The sequence below is a fragment of the Pseudosulfitobacter pseudonitzschiae genome (assembly GCF_002222635.1).
GTDB lineage: Bacteria > Pseudomonadota > Alphaproteobacteria > Rhodobacterales > Rhodobacteraceae > Pseudosulfitobacter > Pseudosulfitobacter pseudonitzschiae_A.
The window spans coordinates 333,645-353,781 of the sequence record NZ_CP022415.1; the positions used below are offsets into that span (position 1 = coordinate 333,645).

The following is a 20,137-nucleotide window of genomic DNA, read 5'->3' on the forward strand; positions in this document are numbered from 1 at the left end:
ATTTGAGGGAGGATGTGATGCGTAAGACACTGACATTGATTGCCGCGTTGGCGGCGGGGTCTGCTGTGGCCCAACAGGCCGCTGATGCGGTTCAGCCCGAAGCCACGACAACGGGTGGCTTTGCCGCGATGTCGCGGCAGGTTGCAGTCGCACTGAAAGCCAAGGATGACGGCCTGCCCGTTACGGGCCAGACGTGGATGGTAGCCGCAGCAAATCCCCACGCAGTGCAGGCGGGTGCGGATGTGCTGGCCGCAGGTGGCACCGCGGCGGATGCGCTGGTGGCGGTCCAAGCGGTGCTGGGTCTGGTCGAGCCGCAAAGCTCGGGTCTGGGCGGTGGGGCGTTTCTGGTGTGGTACGATGCTGACAGTGACGCGCTGACCACGCTGGGCGGGCGGGAAACCGCCCCTCTGGCGGCCACGCCCACGCGGTTTCAGGATGCAAATGGCGAACCACTAAAGTTTTATGATGCCGTCGTGGGCGGGCTGTCTGTCGGCGTGCCCGGAACGCCCGCACTGCTGGCCACGGCGCAGGCGAAATGGGGCACCGGCGACTGGGCCGACCTGTTGCAGCCCGCGATTGCGCTGGCTCAGGGCGGCTTTGACGTTTCGCCGCGTCTGGCCGGTCTGGTGGCCGCCGATGCCGACCGTCTGGCACAGTTCGAGACGACGGCCAGCTATTTCCTGCCGGACGGGCAGCCGGTGCAAGCAGGCCAGCGCCTGACCAATGTGGCCTATGCCGATACGCTGTTGGCGTTGGCGGCGGACCCCGATGCCTTTTACACCGGTGCCATTGCCCAAGACATTGTAGACACGGTGAACGCTGCGGTGCCTTCGGGCGGCTTGCTGACGACGCTGGATTTCAGCCTCTATACCACCCGCGAACGCGCGGCTGTCTGCGCGCCGTTTCAGGACCACGAGGTTTGTGGCATGGGACCGCCGTCTTCTGGTGCGCTGACGGTGGGGCAGATATTGGGGATGCTCGACCATTACGATCTGGCGGCGCTTGGCCCTGCGGACCCTCAGGCGTGGCGGTTGATTGGCGATGCCTCGCGTTTGGCTTTTGCTGATCGGGGCCGCTATATGGCGGACAGTGATTTTGTGCCGATGCCCACCAAAGGGCTGGTCGATCCGGCCTATCTGGCGGAGCGGGCCAAGCTGCTGGCGGGCGATGATGCGCTGCCCGAAGTTAGCCCCGGCAATCCCGAGTGGGATCATGCGATGATCTGGGCAGATGACGAAAGCATCGAACTGCCCTCGACCTCGCATATCTCGATCGTGGACAGCTTTGGCAATGTGGCGTCGATGACGACGACCATCGAAAACGGGTTCGGGTCGCGGTTGATGGTGCGGGGCTTTTTACTGAACAACGAGCTGACCGATTTCAGCTTTCGCACCCACAGCGATGGCGTGCCGATCGCCAACCGGCTGGAGCCGGGCAAGCGGCCACGGTCGTCGATGGCACCGACCATCGTGATGAAGGATGGTGCACCCGTGCTGGCCATCGGCAGCCCCGGCGGCAGTCGCATCATTGGCTATGTGGCGCAGGCGATCATCGCGCATCTGGCTTGGGGTATGGATGTGCAGCAGGCGGTGGCGATGCCCCATGCGGTGAACCGCTTTGGTGCCTATGACCTCGAGGCGGATACCACCGCCGCCGAGTTGCAAGGGCCACTGGGCGAGATGGGTTTTGACGTGGGCACGCGGGAACTGAATTCGGGCCTGCATGCAATTGCAATTGGCGATGGCCTGACGGGTGGCGCCGATCCGCGCCGCGAAGGCATCGCACTGGGAGACTAAAACACTATGGTGCAAGCGATTGATCTGCCGCGCAACGAAAGCGGCATCGCAACTGTGACGGGCGTGCTGAAGCAACAATTCGGCGACCGCTTCCAGACCAGCGCAGCGGTGCGCGAACAGCACGGACATACGACGACGTGGATTCAAAACCAGATGCCCGATGGAGTTGTTTTCGCGCGATCCACCCAAGAGGTGTCTGATATCGTCAAGGTCTGTGCCGCGCATAAGGTACCGGTTATCGCATTCGGCACTGGCACTTCGCTTGAGGGGCATGTGAACGCGCCTGCGGGCGGGATTTCGATTGACCTGACCCAGATGAACAAGATTCTGACTGTCCATTCCGAGGATCTGGACTGTGTGATCCAGCCCGGTGTGACGCGCGAGGATCTGAACACACACCTGCGAGATCAGGGCCTGTTTTTCCCCATCGACCCCGGTGCCAATGCGTCACTAGGGGGCATGGCAGCCACGCGGGCCTCGGGGACCAATGCGGTGCGCTATGGTACGATGAAAGACAACGTGCTGGCGTTGGAGGCCGTGATGGCCGACGGGCGGATCATCCGCACGGCGCAGCGGGCCAAGAAATCTTCGGCGGGATACGATCTGACACGGCTTTTGATCGGATCGGAAGGTACGTTGGGGATCATCACCGAGATCACGTTGAAATTGCAGGGCATTCCCGAAGCCATCAGTTCGGCGCGCTGTTCGTTCCCGTCGGTTGATGCGGCGTGCCAGACGGTGATGCAGGTGATCCAGTTCGGTATTCCGGTGGCGCGTATCGAATTGCTGGACGCGTTGCAGGTGAAGGCGTGCAATGCCTATTCGGGGCTGGATCTGCCTGAAACGCCGCTGTTGCTGCTGGAATTCCACGGCTCGGATGCGGGCGTGGTCGAGCAGGCTGAAACATTCGGAGCCATTGCCGACGAATTCGGTGGCACAGGCTATACCGCGACCACCAGCACCGAGGAACGCAACGCATTGTGGAAAGCGCGCCACAATGCTTATTGGGCCTCGCTGGGGTTGCGGCCCGGTGCCAAGGGGATTTCCACGGATGTCTGTGTGCCGATCTCGCGGCTGGCAGAGATTGTCAGTGCGGCGCAGGAGCGGCTGGCGGAACTGGGTTTTATGGCACCTATCGTGGGCCATGTGGGCGACGGCAATTTCCATTCGCTGCTGCTGGTGGACGAAGACAGCGCCGAAGAGATGGAAAAAGCCCAAAGCTATGTCAGCTGGCTGGCCGAGATGGCCATTTCGATGGATGGCACCTGTACCGGTGAGCACGGGATCGGGCAGGGCAAGATGCCCTATCTGGTCAAGGAGTTGGGCGAGGCCACCGAGGTGATGGTGGCGATCAAACGTGCGCTGGACCCCGACAATATCCTGAACCCAGGCAAAGTTGTTACGGTCTGACCCGAAGGACGCTGGCGCGACGCTGTTTTATCAGGGGGGCTGCCCCCGGTGCGGGCGCGCCTCCCCCGGAGTTTATCGGGCAAGATGAAGTGCGATGGTCGCTTTTTTGCTGTGACGTGTCGGGGGGCTGGCGCGGGCGCTGAAGTTGCAGCGTAGAACAGGGCGAAATGAGCGTTCAGGGAATCGGGTCATGAAAACAAACGTCAAAGCACTGGTTGTGGGCGGCGGTGCCGTGGGCACGTCGATTGCGTATCATCTGGCCCGCGCCGGATGGGAGGATGTGATGCTGTTGGAGCGGGACGAGTTGACGTCCGGTTCGACATGGCATGCGGCGGGGTTGTTGCCTTATTTCAACATGTCGTTTGCGACGACGCATATTCACGACTATTCGATCCGCTTCTACAAGACGCTGGAAGAAGAGACGGGATTGAACGCGGGATTTGCCGTTGTGGGCAACCTGCGTATGGCGCAGACCAAAGAGCGTATGGACGAATACATGCTTTATGCGTCCACCGCCGAGACATGTGGCGTGCCCTATACCTTTATGACACCCGACGAGATCAAGGCCAAGTGGCCGCTGATCCGTACCGAGGATCTGCAAGGCGCATTGTACCACCAGACCGACGGTTACATTAACCCTGCCGACGTTACGATGGCGATGGCCAAAGGTGCGCGGCAGCGGGGCGTGATGATCGAACGCAAGTGGCAGGCGGATGCGTTCCACTGGAACGGCACCGCATGGGAAGTCACGGCGACCAAGATGGTCGAGAAGGGGGGCAATCTGGTGCCCTCGGACGAGCAAATTGTAATCACGGCCGAGCATGTGGTGACGGCATCAGGCAACCATGCGCAGCGTACCGCCAAGATGTTGGGCATCAAGATGCCCGCCATTCCGGTCGAGCATCAGTTTATCGTGATGGATCAGGACCCCGAACTGGTGGTCTTCCGCAAGCAAGAGGGCAATGTGGAGCACCCCGTGATCCGCGATGCGGATGCGCAATCCTATGTCCGCGAAGAACGAGGCGGCTGGATTTTGGGTGTCTATGAAAAAGACGCACCGGCGCGGTTCGAATACGGTGTGCCGGACAGCTTCCGTGCCGATCTGTTCCAGCTGGATCTGGAACGGATCGAAGACCAGTATATGGCGATGAACCATCGTATTCCGTCTGCCGAGAATTGCGGTTTGAAGGACGATTTTAACGGCCCGATCTGCTATACGCCGGATGGCAACCCGCTGGTTGGTCCTGCACCCGGTCTGCGCAATATGTGGCTGGCCGAGGGGTTTTCGTTCGGGATCACGGCGGCGGGTGGCACGGGATATTATCTGGCCCAGCTGATGGTCGAGGGCGAGGCGGACATCGACATGGCATCGCTGGACCCCAAACGCTATGGCGACTGGATGACCACCGAGTTTGCTGCGCGCAAGAACGAAGAAGCCTATGAGCACGTCTATATCCTGCACCATCCCGACGAGGAGCGCCCTGCGTGCCGTCCGTTGCGCACTTCGCCTGCTTATGACCGGCAGGCGGCCAAAGGGGCACAGTTCGGTTGGGTCAATGGCTGGGAGCGCCCAAACTATTATGCACCCGAGGGGTTTAATGACCACGATGCGCGCAGTTTCCGGCGCGGCGGCTGGTGGCAATATGCGGTAGAGGAGGCCAAGGCGATCCGCGAAGGCGTGGGGCTGATCGATGCCACAGCCTTTACCAAACATCTGCTCAAAGGGCCCGGAGCAACGGCCTTTCTGGATTGGTTCACCTGCAACAAGCTGCCATCGGTGGGTCGCATCAACCTGACCTATGCGCTGACCGGTGCAGGCACCACGCGCACGGAATATACCATCGTGCGGCTGGCGCAGGATGAATATTATCTGGTCTCGGCAGGGGCATGGACCGCCTATGACAGCGATTATCTGCGCAAGGCGATTGCCGACAAGACGCCCGAATTCGGCTATGTCGAATGCCATGATGTCACCACGCAGTGGGGTGTGTTTGCCATCGCGGGACCGAAAACGCGCGATGTGCTGAACACGCTGGTCAAGGATGCCGATCCGGCCACGGTGCTGTCGAACAAGCGGTTCCCGTGGTTGACCATGCGCAACATCGAATTGGGGATGTGTCCGGTGCGCGCGATCCGCGTGGCCTATACCGGCGAGTTGGGTTGGGAATTGCACCACCCTATCGAGATGCAGAACTATCTGTGGGACCAGCTGATGCAGGCCGGCGAGCCGCACGGACTGAAGCTGGTGGGCGCGCGCGCGCAGAACTGGCTGCGGCAGGAGAAATCCTATCGCGCCTTTGGTACCGAACTGGGCCGGGATGCGACCCCGCTTGAGGCTGATCTGCCGCGTTTTGTGGATCTGTCCAAAGCGTTTCACGGAAAAGCCGAGATGGAGGCCAAAGGGGTCCGTTCGAAATGCGTTACACTGCTGATCGACGGGCCAGCCGATGCCGACCCGTGGGGCCGCGAGGTTCTTTATCATGGCGACACCCGTGTGGGGCGTCTGACGTCGGGCGGCTATTCCGTGGCCTTCGGGAAATCCATCGGCATGGGCTATATCACGCCGGATCTGGCTGTTGCTGGAACGAAGCTGAAGGTCAAGATGTTCGATCAGCTTTGGGATGCGGAAGTGACCGAAGACAGCCCCTATGATCCGACAAATGCGAACATTCGTGTGGACGGCTAGGGATGCTGTCTGCTGAGACCTAAAAAGGCGGCGCTGGTGGGCGTCGCCTTTTGCTTTGGATCATCGCTTGTGTGCGGCCAGCCACGCCGTCCAGTCGGCGCGGCTGCCGTTAAAGACGTTCAGGTCCACTTCACCGACGATCCCCGGAATGATGCCGGTGGCTGAATATTGCCAGAACTTCCAGCTTTGGCCCGGATACGCTTCCGAGACGTTTTCTGCGGTCGAGCGCAGCCAGAAGTCGTAGCCGCGGAATGACCGCAGGCCGTTATCCTCGTAGAATTTTGGTGTGGTGTAGATGATCGGGCGCTGACCAAAGTGGGCCTCGACGATCTTGATCCAGCGGCGCATCTGGTCGCGCACGTCTCTTGCGGGCGGGCGGATGTGGGCGCAGGTGGGCGAAAACGGGTTCCATTCCATATCCAGCACGGGTGGCAACATGCCCGGCGTGCGGGGGACGTTGCGGATGAACCAGCGGGCCTGATCCTCGGGTGATGTGCAGAAATAGTAGAAATGATAGGCACCACGTTCGACGCCAGCGCGCCCAGCATCGCGCCAGTGGTGTTTGAAAGCGGGGTCAAGCAGATCACCGCCTTCGGTGGCCTTGAGAAAGGCAAAGTTCACGCCGTTGCGCCGCGCCTTGTTCCAGTCTATCGAGTCTTGAAACCGTGCCGCGTCGATGCCTTGCACCGGAAAACGCTGCGGTGCGCGGCCTTGAAAGTCGACGGGATGAATGTCCGAGAAATTGGGGGCAAAGATCACGCCCTCGGGGGCGGGCGGTGCATTGGTGCCGGGGGCACCACAAGCAACCAGCGCCAGCAGGCTGAGCAGGGCAAGGCGTCGGGTCAAGGACATGGGCGGGCCTTCGTATAAATTTAGAGATGAAAGCGGCCGGGCGACAGGGACGCGACGGTTTCGGCGTCTACTTCTGGTGTCTGCCCCGTTACCAGATCGGCCAGCAGTTGCGAGGCGGCTGGCGCGGTCTGAAAGCCATAGCCGCCCTGACCTGCGCACCAGACAAAGGCCGGGTTCACCGGATCGCGGCCCAGCACCAGCGTACGGTCGGGAGCGAAACTGCGCAGACCGGCCCATGAGGCCTCAAGCCGTGTCACCTCGGTTGTGACGTGCTGGCTGTAGCGGTCCAGCCCTTCAGCCAGCACCATGTCGTCAGCCCACGCGTCATGGGGTGTGGTTGCGTGTTCTTCTGCGGGCGAGACCAGCAACGACCCTGCGTCGGGCTTGGCGTACCATGTTTCGTTGACGCCGAAAAAGATCGGCCAGCCGCTGATGTCATATCCGCCCGGCGCGGGAATGCGTGCCATCGAACGGCGATAGGGGGTAAGTCCGATGGGGGCAAGGCCGGCCAGTTCTGCCACCTGATCAGCCCAGGCCCCTGCGGCATTGACCAAAGTCGCGGCGTGGTGGGTTTGCCCGCCTGCGGTGACGGTCCACATACCACCGGCAAAGTCGACCTGCGTTACGGGTGATTTCGTCAACACCTGCCCGCCGTTGCCGCGCACCTGTTTGGCAAAGTCCTGTATCATTCGGTCGGTGTCGATGTCATAGGCCTCGACGTGATAGGCGGCGCGGGTGATCTGATCGTTCAGGATCGGGACAATCGCGCGGGCTTCGTCCACCGAAATCTCGGGACATTTCAGGTTTGCGGCGTCGGTGTCAAAACCTGCATGCTCGCCCTTGCGCCCCACCAGCATAAAGCCGCGGGGGCTAAGGTAGGGTTGGTGATAGGCGTCGCTGGCGTGGTTCAGGGCAATGACCGATGGCAGGCCATAGTTCTTTTCAAACAGTGCAGCCGAGCGGCCAGAAGCGTGATAGCCAAGGGCCACTTCGGATTCCAGCACTGTAACGCTGCCATACGCTGAAAGTCGCGCTGCGGCGGAAACGCCAGCGATGCCGCCGCCGATGACAAGAAAATCGCTCACGCGTCGTCCAGCCGGTCTGTGGCAGGCGGGGGTGTTTGCGACAGGGCGGTGATACGGTCATAGAGATCTTGGCTCATCTCGAAATGCTCTGCGGCCAACGAGGGCTGCAACTGCTCGACGCTGCGCGCCGAAATGATTGGACGCGGGCGGGCAGGGTGGGCAGCAGCCCAAGCCACGGCCAGCGTCGCGGGGGCCACATCCAGTTCGGCAGCCAGCGCGGCCAGTTCGCGCGCAGTCTCGTGCATCCACGCCACACCATAGCGGGTGGCGTATCGTTCGTCGGTGTTAAGCCTGCCGGTGCCACCAGCGGCGTATTTTCCGGTCAGCAGTCCACCACCCAAGGGCGAATAGGGCACCACCTCGATGTTCTGGTCGATGCACATCGGGATGATCTCGACCTCGGATTGACGTTTCACAAGGCTGTACATCGGCTGGATTACGTCGATGCGGGTTTCGAATTGCGTGGCAATGTACTGGGCTTTCATCACCTGCCAGGCGGCATAGTTTGACACGCCAATAAACCGGATCGCACCCTGAGCCTGAAGATGCGCCAGCGTATCAAAGGTCTCTTCCAGCGGTGTGTCGGGATCAAAGCGGTGGATATACAGCAGATCGACCATATCCAGCTTTAGTCGGCGGCGAGATTCATCAAACTGGTTCAGAACATTGACGCGGCTGGACCCGCCAATATAGCCCGCCTTGGTAGCGATCATCAAGCTGTCGCGGTCGGTGTCGATCATATCGGCCAGCAGCGTTTCAGAGCCACCGTTGTTATAATTATACGCCGTGTCGAAGTGATTGATGCCAGCGTCGCGGCAGGCATCGAACATGGCGCGAGAGGCTGCAGCATCGGCATTGCCACCGAATTGCATCGTACCAAAGGTCAGGCGGGTGGCTGGCGTGCCATCGAGCGATGTAAGTTGTGTCATGGCGCAAAGTTGGCATGGGGGCTGCACAGGTGCAATGGGCAGCGATCCCCTTTGGGCCAGCTTTAGTCGGCCCCTTGCGCGGTCGCCCGCTGATAGGCCGGACGGGCGTGGATACGCTCGACAAATCCGGCCAGACGCGGAAAATCCTTGGCGCGGCCCTGCATCATCGCGATTTCTGCGGGAAAGCTGAGCATGATGTCGGCGGCGGACAGGTCATCCAGTACAAAATGACCCGACGGGCGCAGCACATCGTTCATGTAGCCAAAGTGCGAATCCAGCTGTTGATGGATGCGCGGGTGCAGCGGGGCTCCGGCGTCTCCCAGTCGACCGACATAAAGTTGCAGCAAGATCGGGGTCATGGCCGAGCCTTCGGCAAAATGCATCAGTTCGAGGTGCTGGACATAGGCCGGATCATCGCGCGGCGGCACCATCTGTGGTGCATGTTTCGCGCAGATCAGTTCGACAATAGCGGCGCTTTCGGTGATCAGGCGTCCGTCCATCTCGATCATCGGTGATTTGCCCAGCGGGTGAATCGCAGTCAACTCGGGCGGTGCGAGATTGGTCTTTTCGTCGCGTTTGTAGTGATTGACCGAATACTCCGTGCCGATCTCTTCGAGCAGCCACAGAATGCGATGAGAGCGGGACCGGTTGAGGTGATAAAGTGTGATCATACGCTCAGGTTGCCACGCTGATGGCACCTTGGAAACCCGTTTTGCGATGTTGTGACGTCGCGGGAGGTATCGTGCAGTGTTCATTCGTTGCCGACGTCGCGTGCTGCGGGTTGGCACGATCAACGCTTACGGCCTAGAAGACTACAAAAGAGGGTTCAGGAGCATTTATGAAACGCTGGTTTGTAATAATACCGGCGGCGCTGCTGCTGGTGCCGCCGGTGATGGCACAGGTACAGCCCGACGGGTGGAGCGCTGAGAAATGCAGCCGGTATTCTGCGGCGTGGGCGCAGATGACATCCGGTGACATGTCCGGTGTCAGCGACCGGTTTTTGGACGATCATGCCGCGTTTCTGGCGTCGGGTTGTTTGCAGGGCCGTGTCTGCCCGGTCAGCGATGCGGAATACCAACTTGCCGATACGCTGGCACTGATGGCCGTGGCCGAAGGCATGGCGGGGTCGTTTCTGCCGTTCTCGTGCGCGGCGCAGGATTAACGCAGCAGCGGATGATCGCGGCGTGTAACCGGATACCGCGATGTTGTGCATAAAAGGATATGTTATAACGTAACGAATCATGGCATAGCTGCGGCCTCATCACTTACGAGAGGATTAATGATGCAAATGTCGATTACCATCCAAGCCGCCGTTGCGGCATTTGGAGCGCTGGTTCTGTGCGCGCCATATGCTCAGGCCGAGACAAAAGCCCACAGCCATGCGCATGGAGACGAAGCCCACTCCCATGACCACACACATGGGGCGGACGACATCTATCGCGGCCACTTCGATGACAGCCAGATCGCGCCCAGGACATTGGCTGACTGGCAGGGAGACTGGCAATCGGTCTATCCGCTGCTGCAAGACGGCACTTTGGATCCGGTTATGGAACACAAAGCCGCCAAGGGCGAAAAGACAGCCGCAGAATATCGCGCCATGTACGAGGTCGGCTATCAAACCGACGTCGACCGCATCGTGATTCAAGGTGACGCCGTGACCTTTTCCCAGAAAGGTGGCACTTTTGCTGGCACCTATGAAAACGATGGCTATGAAATCCTGACCTACAAGGCAGGCAATCGCGGTGTGCGCTACATCTTCGAAAAAGTTTCGGGCGATGCGCTGGCACCTGCGTTTATCCAGTTCAGCGACCACGCAATCGCGCCTCAGGTAGCTGGTCACTATCACCTGTATTGGGGCGATGACCGCGCTGCCCTGCTGGAAGAGGTAACCAATTGGCCAACCTATTATCCGTCGTCTAAAAGCGGCGAAGAGATCGCGGCAGAGATGGTGGCCCACTGATCTGCGCTCTGGCGTGAACAGGGCATAGGCCACTAAAAAAGGCCCCGGAAACAACCGGGGCCTTTTCGTGTTTCACAGCGATCGCCGTTTATTGCGGGATGTCGCCTTCGATGCCTTCGACATAGAAATTCATGCCAGCCAGCGTGCCGTCGTCAGCCGTTTCGCCCTCGGCCAGCCAGTCGCTGCCGTCCTGCTTTTTCAGCGGGCCGGTGAAGGGGTGGTATTCACCCGATGCGATCTTGTCTTTCAGTTCCAGCGCTTCGGCTTTGACCTCGGCTGGTACGGCGTCCGAAATTTCGCCGATGCCAACCATGCCAGGGCCGATACCGTCCCATGTGTCTGTCGACGTCCATGTGCCGTCCATGACGGCCTTGGTGCGGGCGATGTAGTAGGGGGCCCAATCATCGATGATCGACGACACGCGCGGCAGCGGGGCGTACTGGATCATATCGGATGCCTGACCAAAGGTGATCACGTCGCCTGCTTCTTGCGCAGCCGCTTGTGGTGCGGTCGAGTCAGTGTGTTGCAGGATCACGTCGGCCCCTTGTTCGATCAGAACCTTGGCCGCGTCGGCCTCTTTGGCGGGGTCAAACCATGTGTAGGCCCAGATAATTTTGAACTGGACGTCGGGGTTGACCTTTTTCGCGTGGATATAGGCCGAGTTGATGCCTCGGATCACTTCGGGGATGGGGAACGAACCGATGTAGCCGATGATGTTCGATTCCGTCATCGAACCGGCGATGTGGCCCTGAATGGCGCGGCCTTCGTAGAAACGTGCCGAATAGGTCGACACGTTTTCCGCGCGTTTATAGCCGGTGGCGTGCTCGAATTTCACGTCGGGGAATTTGGCAGCGACGTTGATCGTCGGGTCCATATAGCCAAACGAGGTGGTGAAAATCAGATCGGCACCGTCCAGCGCCATCTGCGTCATCACGCGTTCGCTGTCGGGGCCCTCTGCCACGCTTTCCACAAAGACGGTTTCGACTTTATCGCCGAATTCTTCTTCAACGGCCAGACGCGCCTCGTTGTGTTCGTAAGTCCAGCCGCCGTCGCCGACGGGGCCGACAAAGACAAAGCCCACTTTGGTTTTTTCGTCGCCAGCGGCATAGGCGCCAGTGGCAAGGCCCAGCGTCAATGCCGCCGTGGCCATCAGTTTGGTGAAAGTCATGAGTGTGTTACTCCCCGGTTATTGGCCTCAATGCGAGGCATGGAAAATGCGCCCCAGAGAACCTGGTGCGCGAGATTTGTCAGCAGACAGGATCACCAGAACGATGATCGTCACGATATACGGCGACATTGCCAGATACTCGACAGGAATGGCAACGCCCGCGCCTTGCAGATTCAACTGCAACTGGGTGATGCCGCCGAAAAGATAGGCGCCCAGCAAAACCCGCCACGGCTTCCACGAGGCAAAGACCACCAGCGCCAGTGCGATCCAGCCGACGCCGGCAGTCATGCCTTCGGTCCATTGCGGCACACGGATCAGGGAAATATATGCCCCGCCCATCCCCGCACAGGCACCGCCGAACATGACGGCCAGCGTGCGGATGCGTTTGACCTTGTAGCCCAATGCGTGCGCCGCATCGTGGTTTTCGCCCACAGCACGCAGCACCAGACCGGCGCGGGTGTATTTCAGTGTAGCCCAGACGCCAGCCACGATCAGCAACCCGATGTAAACCATCGCATCATGGCTGAACAGGATCGGCCCCAGCACCGGAATATCGCTTAGCGGTCCAAGGTTCATATCCGCCATGCGCGGCGGTTTGACACCCACATAGCTTTGCCCCATCAGCGCCGACAGCCCCAAGCCGAACAGCGTCAGCCCCAAGCCCGAGGCGACCTGATTGGCCAGCGCCACTTGCGTCAGAAACACAAACAGCAGTGACAGCACAGCGCCGCCAATTGCTGCACCGATGAACCCCAGCGCAGGCGATCCGGTGTGGACGGCGACGATAAAGCCCGCGATCGCGCCGACAATCATCATGCCTTCGACGCCAAGGTTCAGCACACCGCTGCGCTCGACCACAAGCTCGCCCGTGGCGGCCAGAAGGATCGGGGTTGCCGCACTCATCAGCGCTGCCAGCAGCAGGATCGGATTGATAACAGACAGGTCCATCAGGCCACCTCTGCCGCGCCAAAGCGCAGCCTGTAATTTGTCAGCACATCCAGTGCCAAAAGGAAAAAGAGCAGCATACCCTGAAACACCTGAATAGCGGCAGCGGGCAGGCCCAGTTGCGATTGCGCGATATCCCCGCCGATATAGGTCAGCGCCATCAATCCGCCCGCCAGCAGGATACCAACGGGATGCAAACGGCCCAGAAACGCCACGATAATCGCGGTAAAGCCATAGCCGACGTTAAAATCGATGGTGATCTGTCCCGCAGGCCCCGCCACCTCGAACATTCCAGCAAGCCCCGCCAGCAGGCCCGAGACGCCCAGACAGAACAGCACCAGCCGCGCAGGGTTCACGCCGCCGAACTTGGCCGCACGCGGCGCTTCGCCGGTGACCCGAATGGCAAACCCCAAACGGTGCCGCGTCAGCAGAACATAGGCAAAGATGACCGCGATCAGCGCTGCTACAACACCCCAGTGCATACCCGATCCGGTAATAATCTCGGCGTTGTGCGCCGATGCGTAATGTTGCAGGTTCCGCGACCCCGGAAAGCCGTAGCCTTGGGGGTTTTTCAACAGGCCCAGCGACACGGACGACAGCAATTGCTCGGCCACATAGACCAGCATCAGACTGACAAGAATCTCGTTGGTGCCGAATTTGACCTTCAGCAATCCTGGTATCATCGCCCACAGAAAACCACCCAGACCACCGCAGATCACCATCAACGGGAAAATCCACCACGCTTCCAGCGGATAGAACGCCAGCGCCGCCGCAGCCCCGCAGATCGCGCCCATGATGTATTGCCCTTCGGCCCCGATGTTCCAGATGCCCGCGCGAAACCCCAGCGCCAGACCCATCGCGATCAGCACCAGTGGCGCGCCTTTGACCAGCAGTTGCGGGCGGTAGTAAAAGGCAAATTCGCCAAACAGCGGTTGCCAGAAAATCGTCAGGATCGACTGCACCGGATCCTTGCCCAGCACCGCAAATAGCGCCCCGCCAAAGACCATCGTGGCCAGCACCGCCAGCAGCGGCGTGGCCAGCGCCATCGCCCGGCTTGGCTGGGGCCGTTTATCAAGTCGGATCATCGCGATATCCCATTTTCATCTTGCCAGATAAACTCTCCCCGAAGGGTCGGCCAGCCGCATGTCCAAAGCTCAGACATGGGCCACCTCCATCCCGTGCGCCCCGCCCATCATCTGGCCGATCTCGGATACGGTCAGGCCCGCAGCAGGGCGTGCGACGCTCAGTCGTCCTTCGTTGAGGGCCGCAAAATTGTCTGAAATTTCCATCAGTTCATCCAGATCCTGCGAGATTACGATCACCGCAGCCCCACCCTCTGCCAGATCCAGCAAGGCCTGCCGGATCGCCGACGCCGCCGAGGCATCAACGCCCCACGTCGGCTGGTTCACCACCAGTACTTCGGGGCGTTGCAATATTTCGCGCCCGATCACGAATTTCTGCAAGTTACCCCCCGACAACGACCGCGCCGCGTTGCCCGGCCCGGGAGTGCGCACGTCAAAATCGGCAATGATCTGTTTGGCAAAGCTGCGTGCCGCGCCCCAGTCCAGCATCCCGTTGCGCTCCAGTCCCTGACGGGCGGCACCGGTCAGCATGGCATTTTCAGTCAGCGACATATCGGGGGCGGCGGCATGGCCCAGTCGTTCTTCGGGCGCGGTCAACAGCCCCGCTGCGCGGCGTGCGTTCGGGGTCATTCGTGCCATGTCCATGTCTTTGAAAAATACGGTGCCCAGGGGTACTTGCACTTCGCCTGACAGGGCAGACAACAGCTCGTCCTGCCCGTTGCCCGCCACGCCGCCGATGCCCAGAACTTCGCCCGCGTGGACCGAGACGGAAATTTCGCGCAGCGGCATCCCGAAAGCCGAGACAGGGGGCAGCGACAATGCGCGAAGTTCCAGCAATACCTCCCCCACCGACCCTGCGGCCTTTTGTGGCGGCTTCAGCGCACTGCCCACCATCATCTCGGCCATCTCGGCGGCCGAGGTGTCGCGCGGAGTGCAGTGGCCCACAACCTTGCCCAGCCGCAGGATCGTGGCGGCGTCACACAGGCTGCGGATTTCCTCCAGCTTGTGTGAAATATACAGGATCGCGGTGCCTTCGGCAGAGAGTTTGCGCAGGGTGGTGAACAGAATCTCGACCTCTTGCGGGGTCAGAACGCTGGTCGGCTCGTCCATGATCAGCAGCTTGGGGTCTTGCAACATGCAGCGGATGATCTCGACCCGCTGGCGTTCGCCCGCCGACAGATCGCCCACCAGCCGGTGTGGTGCCAGCGGCAGGCCGTAGGTTTCCGATACTGCGCGGATCTGTGCCGCAAGCTGCCGCATCGGGGGGGCATTCTCCATCCCCAGCGCGATATTCTCTGCAACTGTCAGCGCGTCGAACAAGGAAAAATGCTGGAACACCATGCCGATGCCCGCAGCCCGCGCCGCACGCGGATCAGCCGGAGCAAAGCTGGCACCCTTCAGCGTCATTTGCCCCGCGTCGGGTTTCACCAGCCCGTAGATCATCTTGACCAGCGTGGATTTTCCAGCGCCGTTCTCCCCCAACAACGCATGCACCTCGCCTGGCTGGATGGTCAGGCTGACGGAATCATTGGCCACCACGCCAGGATAGGCCTTGGTCACACCGGAAAGGTCCAGAAGGGCTGTCATGCGGTCTCTTTCGTCATGGCTGGCAAAGGCTTGCGTGTCAGTAGTAGCTGCGCGGCGGCCCCAACGGCAATGGCTTGCGGATGTTTTCCCAATGTAGGATCGCCAATGGGGCAAGTGATGCGGTCAATTCGGGCAGTCGCGTGCCCCAGCGCCGCAAGACGTGTGCGAAAGCGCGCCCATTTGGTGGCCGACCCGATCAGCCCCGCAAAGGCAAAGTCGCGGCCCAGAAGGTGATGGCACAGCTCAAGGTCATGGTCGTGTTCAGGCGTCATGATGTAATGCGCCGCTGTGTCATCTGCGCCGGTCAGAACATCACTGGAAATGGCGTCTGTACGGGCGATTGTTTGTGGCAATTGCGCCAGTTCGTCCTTGCGCACGTCGCTGACCAGAACGTCGTATTGCTGCAACCCGTGCAGCACGCCCGCCAGCGCACGCCCCACGTGACCCGCGCCATAGATCACGACCTGCTGATGCGCCTGCCATAGCGATTCCGCCATCCAGCCGCTTTGCAGCATGATCCGCAGCGGCGTGTCGCCATTGGCCGTACGCGCACAGGCTCGTTGCATCGGCGCAGGTATATCCTGCGTCCCGCTGACCCGCCGCGCCCAGATACCCGCAAAGGACGTATCGATGGCGCGAAAGCGGGCGGCGTCGAACCATTCCAGCACCAGCACCACCGCCCCGCCGCAACATTGGTTTAGCGTTGGTCCCAGCGCCAGCTTTTCGACCCGCGCGGGTGGCGCGTTCTGGTCCAGCATATCCCGCGCATGGCGGATCGCTTCCAACTCCAGTCGCCCACCGCCGATGGTGCCTGCCAACCCGTCTGCCCAGACCAGCATCGACGTGCCCGCAGCACGGGGCGCGGACCCGCGCACATCGGCCAGCACGATCCGCACGACGCGGCCCCGAGCGTCGATCGCAGCAGCCAATGCGCTCAGATCCATCATGCGCCGCGTGCCCGGTGAATCGCCGCCAGCACCTGCTCGGCCGTCGCAGGCGCGTGCAGTTCGGGATAGTCCTTTCCGCATGACGCGACCGCATCCGACAGCGCAAGGAACGTGGCAATACCCAGCATCAACGGCGGCTCGCCCACGGCTTTGGATTTGTAGATCGTATCGGCGCGGTTCTCGCCGTCCCACAGGGCGACATTGAAGACCTCGGGGCGGTCGCCGCAGGCAGGGATCTTGTATGTCGATGGCGCGTGGGTGCGCAGGGCGCCCTTATTGTCCCAGACCAGTTCCTCGGTGGTCAGCCAGCCTGTCCCCTGAACAAAGCCCCCCTCGACCTGTCCGATGTCCAGCGCAGGGTTCAGCGAGGTGCCCGCGTCGTGCAGAATATCGGCGCGCAGCATCCGGTTCTCGCCGGTCAGCGTGTCCACTGCCACCTCGACTGCGGCAACGCCGTAAGCAAAGTAAAAGAACGGGCGGCCATGGCCCTTGATCCGGTCCCACGAGATTTCGGGCGTTTTATAAAAGCCGGTGGACGACAGGCTGATCCGCGCCTGATGGGCCAGCGCTGCTACTTCGGCAAAGCTGTACTCGGTGCCGCCTGCGGTCACGCGGCCACCCTCAAACACCACATCAGCTGGCCTGCACTGATGCAACTGGGCCAGATGCAATTCGATACGCTCTCTTATCGTGTCGCAGGCAATGCGCACCGCCATCCCGTTCAGATCCGATCCCGACGATGCCGCCGTGGCCGACGTGTTCGGCACCTTGGCGGTGTCTGTCGCGGTGATCCGCACCGCCTCTATCGGCACGCCAAAGCGGCTGGCCGCGACCTGAGCCACCTTCTGGAACAGACCCTGACCCATTTCCGTGCCGCCGTGGTTCAGGTGGATCGATCCGTCGGCATAGACATGCACCAATGCGCCCGCCTGATTGAGATGCGTCAGCGTAAAAGAAATCCCGAACTTCACCGGCGTCAGCGCCAGTCCCTTGCGGATCACGCCGCCCTTGGCGTTCCATGCGTCCACCGCCGTCCGCCGTGCCGCATAGTCTGACGCCTTTTCCAACTGCGCCAGCATCTCGTGACCGATGAAATCATCCACCTCTTGCCCATAGGGCGTCGTCTGCTTTTTCTTTTGGCTGGAAATATCCCCGCCGGAGGCATAAAAGTTTGCCCGCCTGACCGCAGTCGGATCGGCCCCGAGGGCGTAGGCAACATGATCCATAATCCGTTCCATTCCCAGCATGCCCTGCGGGCCACCAAAGCCGCGAAAGGCGGTGGCCGACTGGTGGTTGGTTTTCCAGCGGTGACTGGTGATGCGTACGGCGGGCAGGTAATAGGCGTTGTCGGCGTGCAGCATTGCGCGGTCCGCCACAGGCAGGGACAGGTCCATTGACCAGCCGCAGCGGGTGTCGTGGCGCACGTCCAGCGCAAGTATACGGCCAGCGTCGTCAAAGCCGACATCATAGGTGATGCGGAAATGATGGCGCTTGCCGGTGATGATCATGTCATCATCCCTGTCGTAACGCATCTTGCAAGGCCGCCCTGTGGCGCGGGCTGCGACCGCGCAGGCCACGGCCAGCGCATTGCCCTGACTTTCCTTGCCGCCGAAACCGCCGCCCATGCGGCGTGTTTCGACCCGCACGGCGTGCATGGGCAGGCCAATGGCTTCGGCCACCTTGTGCTGGATCTCGGAGGGGTGCTGGGTTGATGAATGCACATGCATATCGCCGTTGTCGCCAGGCAGGGCGAGGGCCGCCTGACCTTCGAGATAGAAGTGCTCTTGCCCGCCGATATCAAGCCTCCCCGACAGGTGGTGTGGGGCGTTGGTAAAACCTGCATCCAGATCGCCGCGCGCATAGATGCGCGGACCGTCCTCGAAACGGCTGTCAGCGGCTTCGGCTTGGGCGATGGTCAGGACCGGAGTGGCTTCGGTGATCGTTGCACGGCCCAGACGGGCGGCACGGCGGGCGGCACCGTGACTGGTAGCGATCACCAGAAACAATGGCTGGCCGAGGTAATGAACGGCGTCAGTCGCCAACAGCGGTTCGTCATGGTTCGATGGCGAGACGTCGTTGTCAAACGGCAGATCGGCGGCGGTCATTACCGCGACTACTCCGGAGGCTGTGCGAACGGCGCTAAGGTCCAAGGTTTCAATCGTGCCAGCAGCAGCGGGACTGGTGCCGAAAGCCAGATGCAGCGTATTGCGCGGGGTCGGGATGTCGTCGACATAGCGCGCAGCACCGGTCACATGCAGGCGGGCGGCGTCGTGGGGCAGGGGCCGTGCAACACTCATGCGCGGATCTCCAGCACTGAAGTGGGCGCACCTTGGTCTGCGCTCCATGCCCGCAACAGCATGTTCTGCGCGGTCTCCATCCGGTAGCCGGCGCTGGCGCGCGTGTCTGACAGCGGAGTAAAATCTTCTGCCAGCGCGGTCATCGCTGTGCGCACGGTTGCTTCGGTCCATGGCTGTCCGGTCAGGGCTGCCTCGGCCCCTGCGGCGCGTTTCGGGATGCCGGCCATGCCGCCAAAGGCGAGGCGGGCGGTTGTGACCGTTCCCTCCGCGACCTTGATCCAGAAGGCACCGCAAACGGCCGAAATATCCTGATCAAAGCGTTTCGACAGCTTGTAGCAGTGCAGATGGTCCGCGTTGCGCGGCAGGGTGATATGGGTCAGAAACTCACCCTTTTTGCGGTCCTGTTTGCCGTAGTCGATGAAGAAATCCGCGACAGGCAGGCTGCGGGTCTCAGAGCCGCGCCGCAGGTGCAATGTGGCGTCCAGTGCGATCAGTGCGGGCGGGCCGTCACCGATGGGCGAACCGTTGGCGATATTGCCGCCGATGGTCGCGGCATTGCGCACCTGTGCCGACCCGAACCGGCGGATCAGTTCGGCAAAGGCAGGATGGTGTTCGGCCATGACGGGGTACAGGTCGGACAGCGTTGCCATTGCTCCGATGGTAATCGTGTCGTCGGTGGTGGTGATGCCGCGCAGGCCGTCCACATGGGTCAGGAATGCGGTCTGCCCCAGATCGCGCATCAGCTTGGTCACCCACAGGCCCACATCAGTGGCACCGGCGATCAGCGTCGTGTCGGGGTTGGCGGCGTACCAGTCGGCAAAGCCGTCAAGCGTGGTGGGGTGGTTCGGGGGCTCTGCCCCCGCCTGCGGCTCCCCCGGGATATTTTGGGCCAAAAGAAGCGGGCTGTCGTGCATGTGGGCGGGGATAGGGGCGCTTTGGGCAGCCTGTGCGGCGCGGACGATCGGGGCATAACCGGTGCAGCGGCAGAGGTTGCCCGCAAGGGCTGTGTCGTGGTCGGTGCGGCCATTGAGGTGGTTGGCGGCCATCGTAGTGATGAAGCCGGGTGTGCAGAAGCCACATTGAGAGCCGTGGTGGTCGATCATCGCCTGCTGGACCGGATGCAGGGTGCCGTCTGGCGCGCTGATGCCTTCGACGGTGCGGATGGCTTTTCCGTGCAGTTGCGGCAAAAACAGGATGCAGGCGTTCAGCGGGCGGGCGCCGCCTGCGTCGGTGACGATAACGGAACAGGCACCGCAGTCGCCTTCGTTGCAGCCTTCCTTGGTGCCGGTCAGGCCGCGCGTTTCGCGCAGCCAGTCGAGGAGTGTCGTCGTGGGGGAGACATCTGTCGCGGTGACGTCCTCTCCGTTCAGACGAAAAGACACGTTCATAAGGT

The 20,137-nt window shown here is 61.3% G+C and carries 16 protein-coding genes; 5 read left to right on the forward strand and 11 right to left on the reverse strand.

The window, feature by feature from the left end; genetic code table 11:
* Positions 1-17 precede the first annotated feature (17 nt).
* From ggt to SULPSESMR1_RS01530, 3 genes are all read left to right on the forward strand, one after another.
* Positions 18-1,796: a gamma-glutamyltransferase gene (ggt, locus tag SULPSESMR1_RS01520; RefSeq protein ID WP_089419239.1), complete on the forward strand. Its 1,779-nt coding sequence runs from the start codon at positions 18-20 to the stop codon at positions 1,794-1,796.
* A 6-nt stretch (positions 1,797-1,802) separates the two neighbouring features.
* Positions 1,803-3,206 (forward strand): FAD-binding oxidoreductase, encoded by a 1,404-nt coding sequence (locus tag SULPSESMR1_RS01525; RefSeq protein WP_089419240.1) that lies wholly within the window; start codon positions 1,803-1,805, stop codon positions 3,204-3,206.
* Positions 3,207-3,396: 190 nt separating this feature from the next.
* Positions 3,397-5,892 (forward strand): GcvT family protein, encoded by a 2,496-nt coding sequence (locus tag SULPSESMR1_RS01530; RefSeq protein ID WP_089419241.1) that lies wholly within the window; start codon positions 3,397-3,399, stop codon positions 5,890-5,892.
* Positions 5,893-5,952: 60 nt separating this feature from the next.
* On the opposite strand, the gene SULPSESMR1_RS01535 is transcribed toward SULPSESMR1_RS01530, so the two are convergent.
* From SULPSESMR1_RS01535 to SULPSESMR1_RS25930, 4 genes are all read right to left on the reverse strand, one after another.
* A complete protein-coding gene (locus tag SULPSESMR1_RS01535) occupies positions 5,953-6,744 on the reverse strand; it encodes a glycoside hydrolase family 25 protein (protein ID WP_089419242.1) in 792 nt (263 codons plus the stop codon).
* Positions 6,745-6,764: 20 nt separating this feature from the next.
* Positions 6,765-7,829, reverse strand: a complete 1,065-nt coding sequence (locus SULPSESMR1_RS01540) for an NAD(P)/FAD-dependent oxidoreductase (RefSeq protein ID WP_089419243.1) — start codon at positions 7,827-7,829, stop codon at positions 6,765-6,767.
* Positions 7,826-8,758: an aldo/keto reductase gene (locus SULPSESMR1_RS01545; protein ID WP_089419244.1), complete on the reverse strand. Its 933-nt coding sequence runs from the start codon at positions 8,756-8,758 to the stop codon at positions 7,826-7,828. The genes SULPSESMR1_RS01540 and SULPSESMR1_RS01545 overlap by 4 nt, the downstream gene beginning before the upstream one ends.
* 62 nt (positions 8,759-8,820) lie before the next feature.
* On the reverse strand, positions 8,821-9,429 hold the full coding sequence (locus SULPSESMR1_RS25930; RefSeq protein ID WP_089419245.1) for a glutathione S-transferase family protein: 609 nt from the start codon (positions 9,427-9,429) through the stop codon (positions 8,821-8,823).
* 167 nt (positions 9,430-9,596) lie between these two features.
* On the opposite strand from SULPSESMR1_RS25930, the gene SULPSESMR1_RS01555 reads away from it, so the two are divergent.
* Together SULPSESMR1_RS01555 and SULPSESMR1_RS01560 are read left to right on the forward strand one after the other, a co-directional pair.
* A complete protein-coding gene (locus SULPSESMR1_RS01555; protein ID WP_089419246.1) occupies positions 9,597-9,920 on the forward strand; it encodes a hypothetical protein in 324 nt (107 codons plus the stop codon).
* Positions 9,921-10,040: 120 nt separating this feature from the next.
* Positions 10,041-10,718 (forward strand): ZinT family metal-binding protein, encoded by a 678-nt coding sequence (locus tag SULPSESMR1_RS01560; RefSeq protein ID WP_089422076.1) that lies wholly within the window; start codon positions 10,041-10,043, stop codon positions 10,716-10,718.
* Positions 10,719-10,806: 88 nt separating this feature from the next.
* Here the strand turns inward: SULPSESMR1_RS01560 and SULPSESMR1_RS01565 are convergent, their stop codons facing one another.
* From SULPSESMR1_RS01565 to xdhA, 7 genes are all read right to left on the reverse strand, one after another.
* Positions 10,807-11,886, reverse strand: coding sequence for a BMP family ABC transporter substrate-binding protein (locus SULPSESMR1_RS01565; protein ID WP_089419247.1), 1,080 nt, complete (start codon positions 11,884-11,886; stop codon positions 10,807-10,809).
* 27 nt (positions 11,887-11,913) lie between these two features.
* The gene (locus SULPSESMR1_RS01570; RefSeq protein WP_089419248.1) at positions 11,914-12,834 is read right to left on the reverse strand and encodes an ABC transporter permease; all 921 of its coding nucleotides are present in this window, start codon (positions 12,832-12,834) and stop codon (positions 11,914-11,916) included.
* Entirely contained in the window at positions 12,834-13,916 is a 1,083-nt protein-coding gene (locus SULPSESMR1_RS01575; RefSeq protein ID WP_089419249.1) for an ABC transporter permease, read from the reverse strand. The genes SULPSESMR1_RS01570 and SULPSESMR1_RS01575 overlap by 1 nt, the downstream gene beginning before the upstream one ends.
* A 69-nt stretch (positions 13,917-13,985) precedes the next feature.
* The gene (locus SULPSESMR1_RS01580) at positions 13,986-15,500 is read right to left on the reverse strand and encodes an ABC transporter ATP-binding protein (protein WP_089419250.1); all 1,515 of its coding nucleotides are present in this window, start codon (positions 15,498-15,500) and stop codon (positions 13,986-13,988) included.
* Entirely contained in the window at positions 15,497-16,447 is a 951-nt protein-coding gene (xdhC, locus tag SULPSESMR1_RS01585) for a xanthine dehydrogenase accessory protein XdhC (RefSeq protein WP_089419251.1), read from the reverse strand. Before xdhC ends, SULPSESMR1_RS01580 begins: the two co-directional genes overlap by 4 nt.
* Positions 16,444-18,744: a xanthine dehydrogenase molybdopterin binding subunit gene (gene xdhB / locus SULPSESMR1_RS01590; RefSeq protein ID WP_089419252.1), complete on the reverse strand. Its 2,301-nt coding sequence runs from the start codon at positions 18,742-18,744 to the stop codon at positions 16,444-16,446. Before xdhB ends, xdhC begins: the two co-directional genes overlap by 4 nt.
* The gene (xdhA, locus tag SULPSESMR1_RS01595) at positions 18,741-20,132 is read right to left on the reverse strand and encodes a xanthine dehydrogenase small subunit (RefSeq protein ID WP_089419253.1); all 1,392 of its coding nucleotides are present in this window, start codon (positions 20,130-20,132) and stop codon (positions 18,741-18,743) included. Before xdhA ends, xdhB begins: the two co-directional genes overlap by 4 nt.
* Between the last annotated feature and the right edge of the window lie 5 nt (positions 20,133-20,137).

Bases quoted from the DNA above. Each gene is read 5' to 3' on its own strand.
- ggt (WP_089419239.1), top strand. From the start codon at position 18: ATGCGTAAGACACTGACATTGATTGCCGCGTTGGCGGCGGGGTCTGCT.
- SULPSESMR1_RS01525 (WP_089419240.1), top strand. From the start codon at position 1,803: ATGGTGCAAGCGATTGATCTGCCGCGCAACGAAAGCGGCATCGCAACT.
- SULPSESMR1_RS01530 (WP_089419241.1), top strand. From the start codon at position 3,397: ATGAAAACAAACGTCAAAGCACTGGTTGTGGGCGGCGGTGCCGTGGGC.
- SULPSESMR1_RS01535 (WP_089419242.1), bottom strand. From the start codon at position 6,744: ATGTCCTTGACCCGACGCCTTGCCCTGCTCAGCCTGCTGGCGCTGGTT.
- SULPSESMR1_RS01545 (WP_089419244.1), bottom strand. From the start codon at position 8,758: ATGACACAACTTACATCGCTCGATGGCACGCCAGCCACCCGCCTGACC.
- SULPSESMR1_RS25930 (WP_089419245.1), bottom strand. From the start codon at position 9,429: ATGATCACACTTTATCACCTCAACCGGTCCCGCTCTCATCGCATTCTG.
- SULPSESMR1_RS01555 (WP_089419246.1), top strand. From the start codon at position 9,597: ATGAAACGCTGGTTTGTAATAATACCGGCGGCGCTGCTGCTGGTGCCG.
- SULPSESMR1_RS01560 (WP_089422076.1), top strand. From the start codon at position 10,041: ATGCAAATGTCGATTACCATCCAAGCCGCCGTTGCGGCATTTGGAGCG.
- SULPSESMR1_RS01565 (WP_089419247.1), bottom strand. From the start codon at position 11,886: ATGACTTTCACCAAACTGATGGCCACGGCGGCATTGACGCTGGGCCTT.
- SULPSESMR1_RS01570 (WP_089419248.1), bottom strand. From the start codon at position 12,834: ATGGACCTGTCTGTTATCAATCCGATCCTGCTGCTGGCAGCGCTGATG.
- SULPSESMR1_RS01575 (WP_089419249.1), bottom strand. From the start codon at position 13,916: ATGATCCGACTTGATAAACGGCCCCAGCCAAGCCGGGCGATGGCGCTG.
- SULPSESMR1_RS01580 (WP_089419250.1), bottom strand. From the start codon at position 15,500: ATGACAGCCCTTCTGGACCTTTCCGGTGTGACCAAGGCCTATCCTGGC.
- xdhC (WP_089419251.1), bottom strand. From the start codon at position 16,447: ATGATGGATCTGAGCGCATTGGCTGCTGCGATCGACGCTCGGGGCCGC.
- xdhB (WP_089419252.1), bottom strand. From the start codon at position 18,744: ATGAGTGTTGCACGGCCCCTGCCCCACGACGCCGCCCGCCTGCATGTG.
- xdhA (WP_089419253.1), bottom strand. From the start codon at position 20,132: ATGAACGTGTCTTTTCGTCTGAACGGAGAGGACGTCACCGCGACAGAT.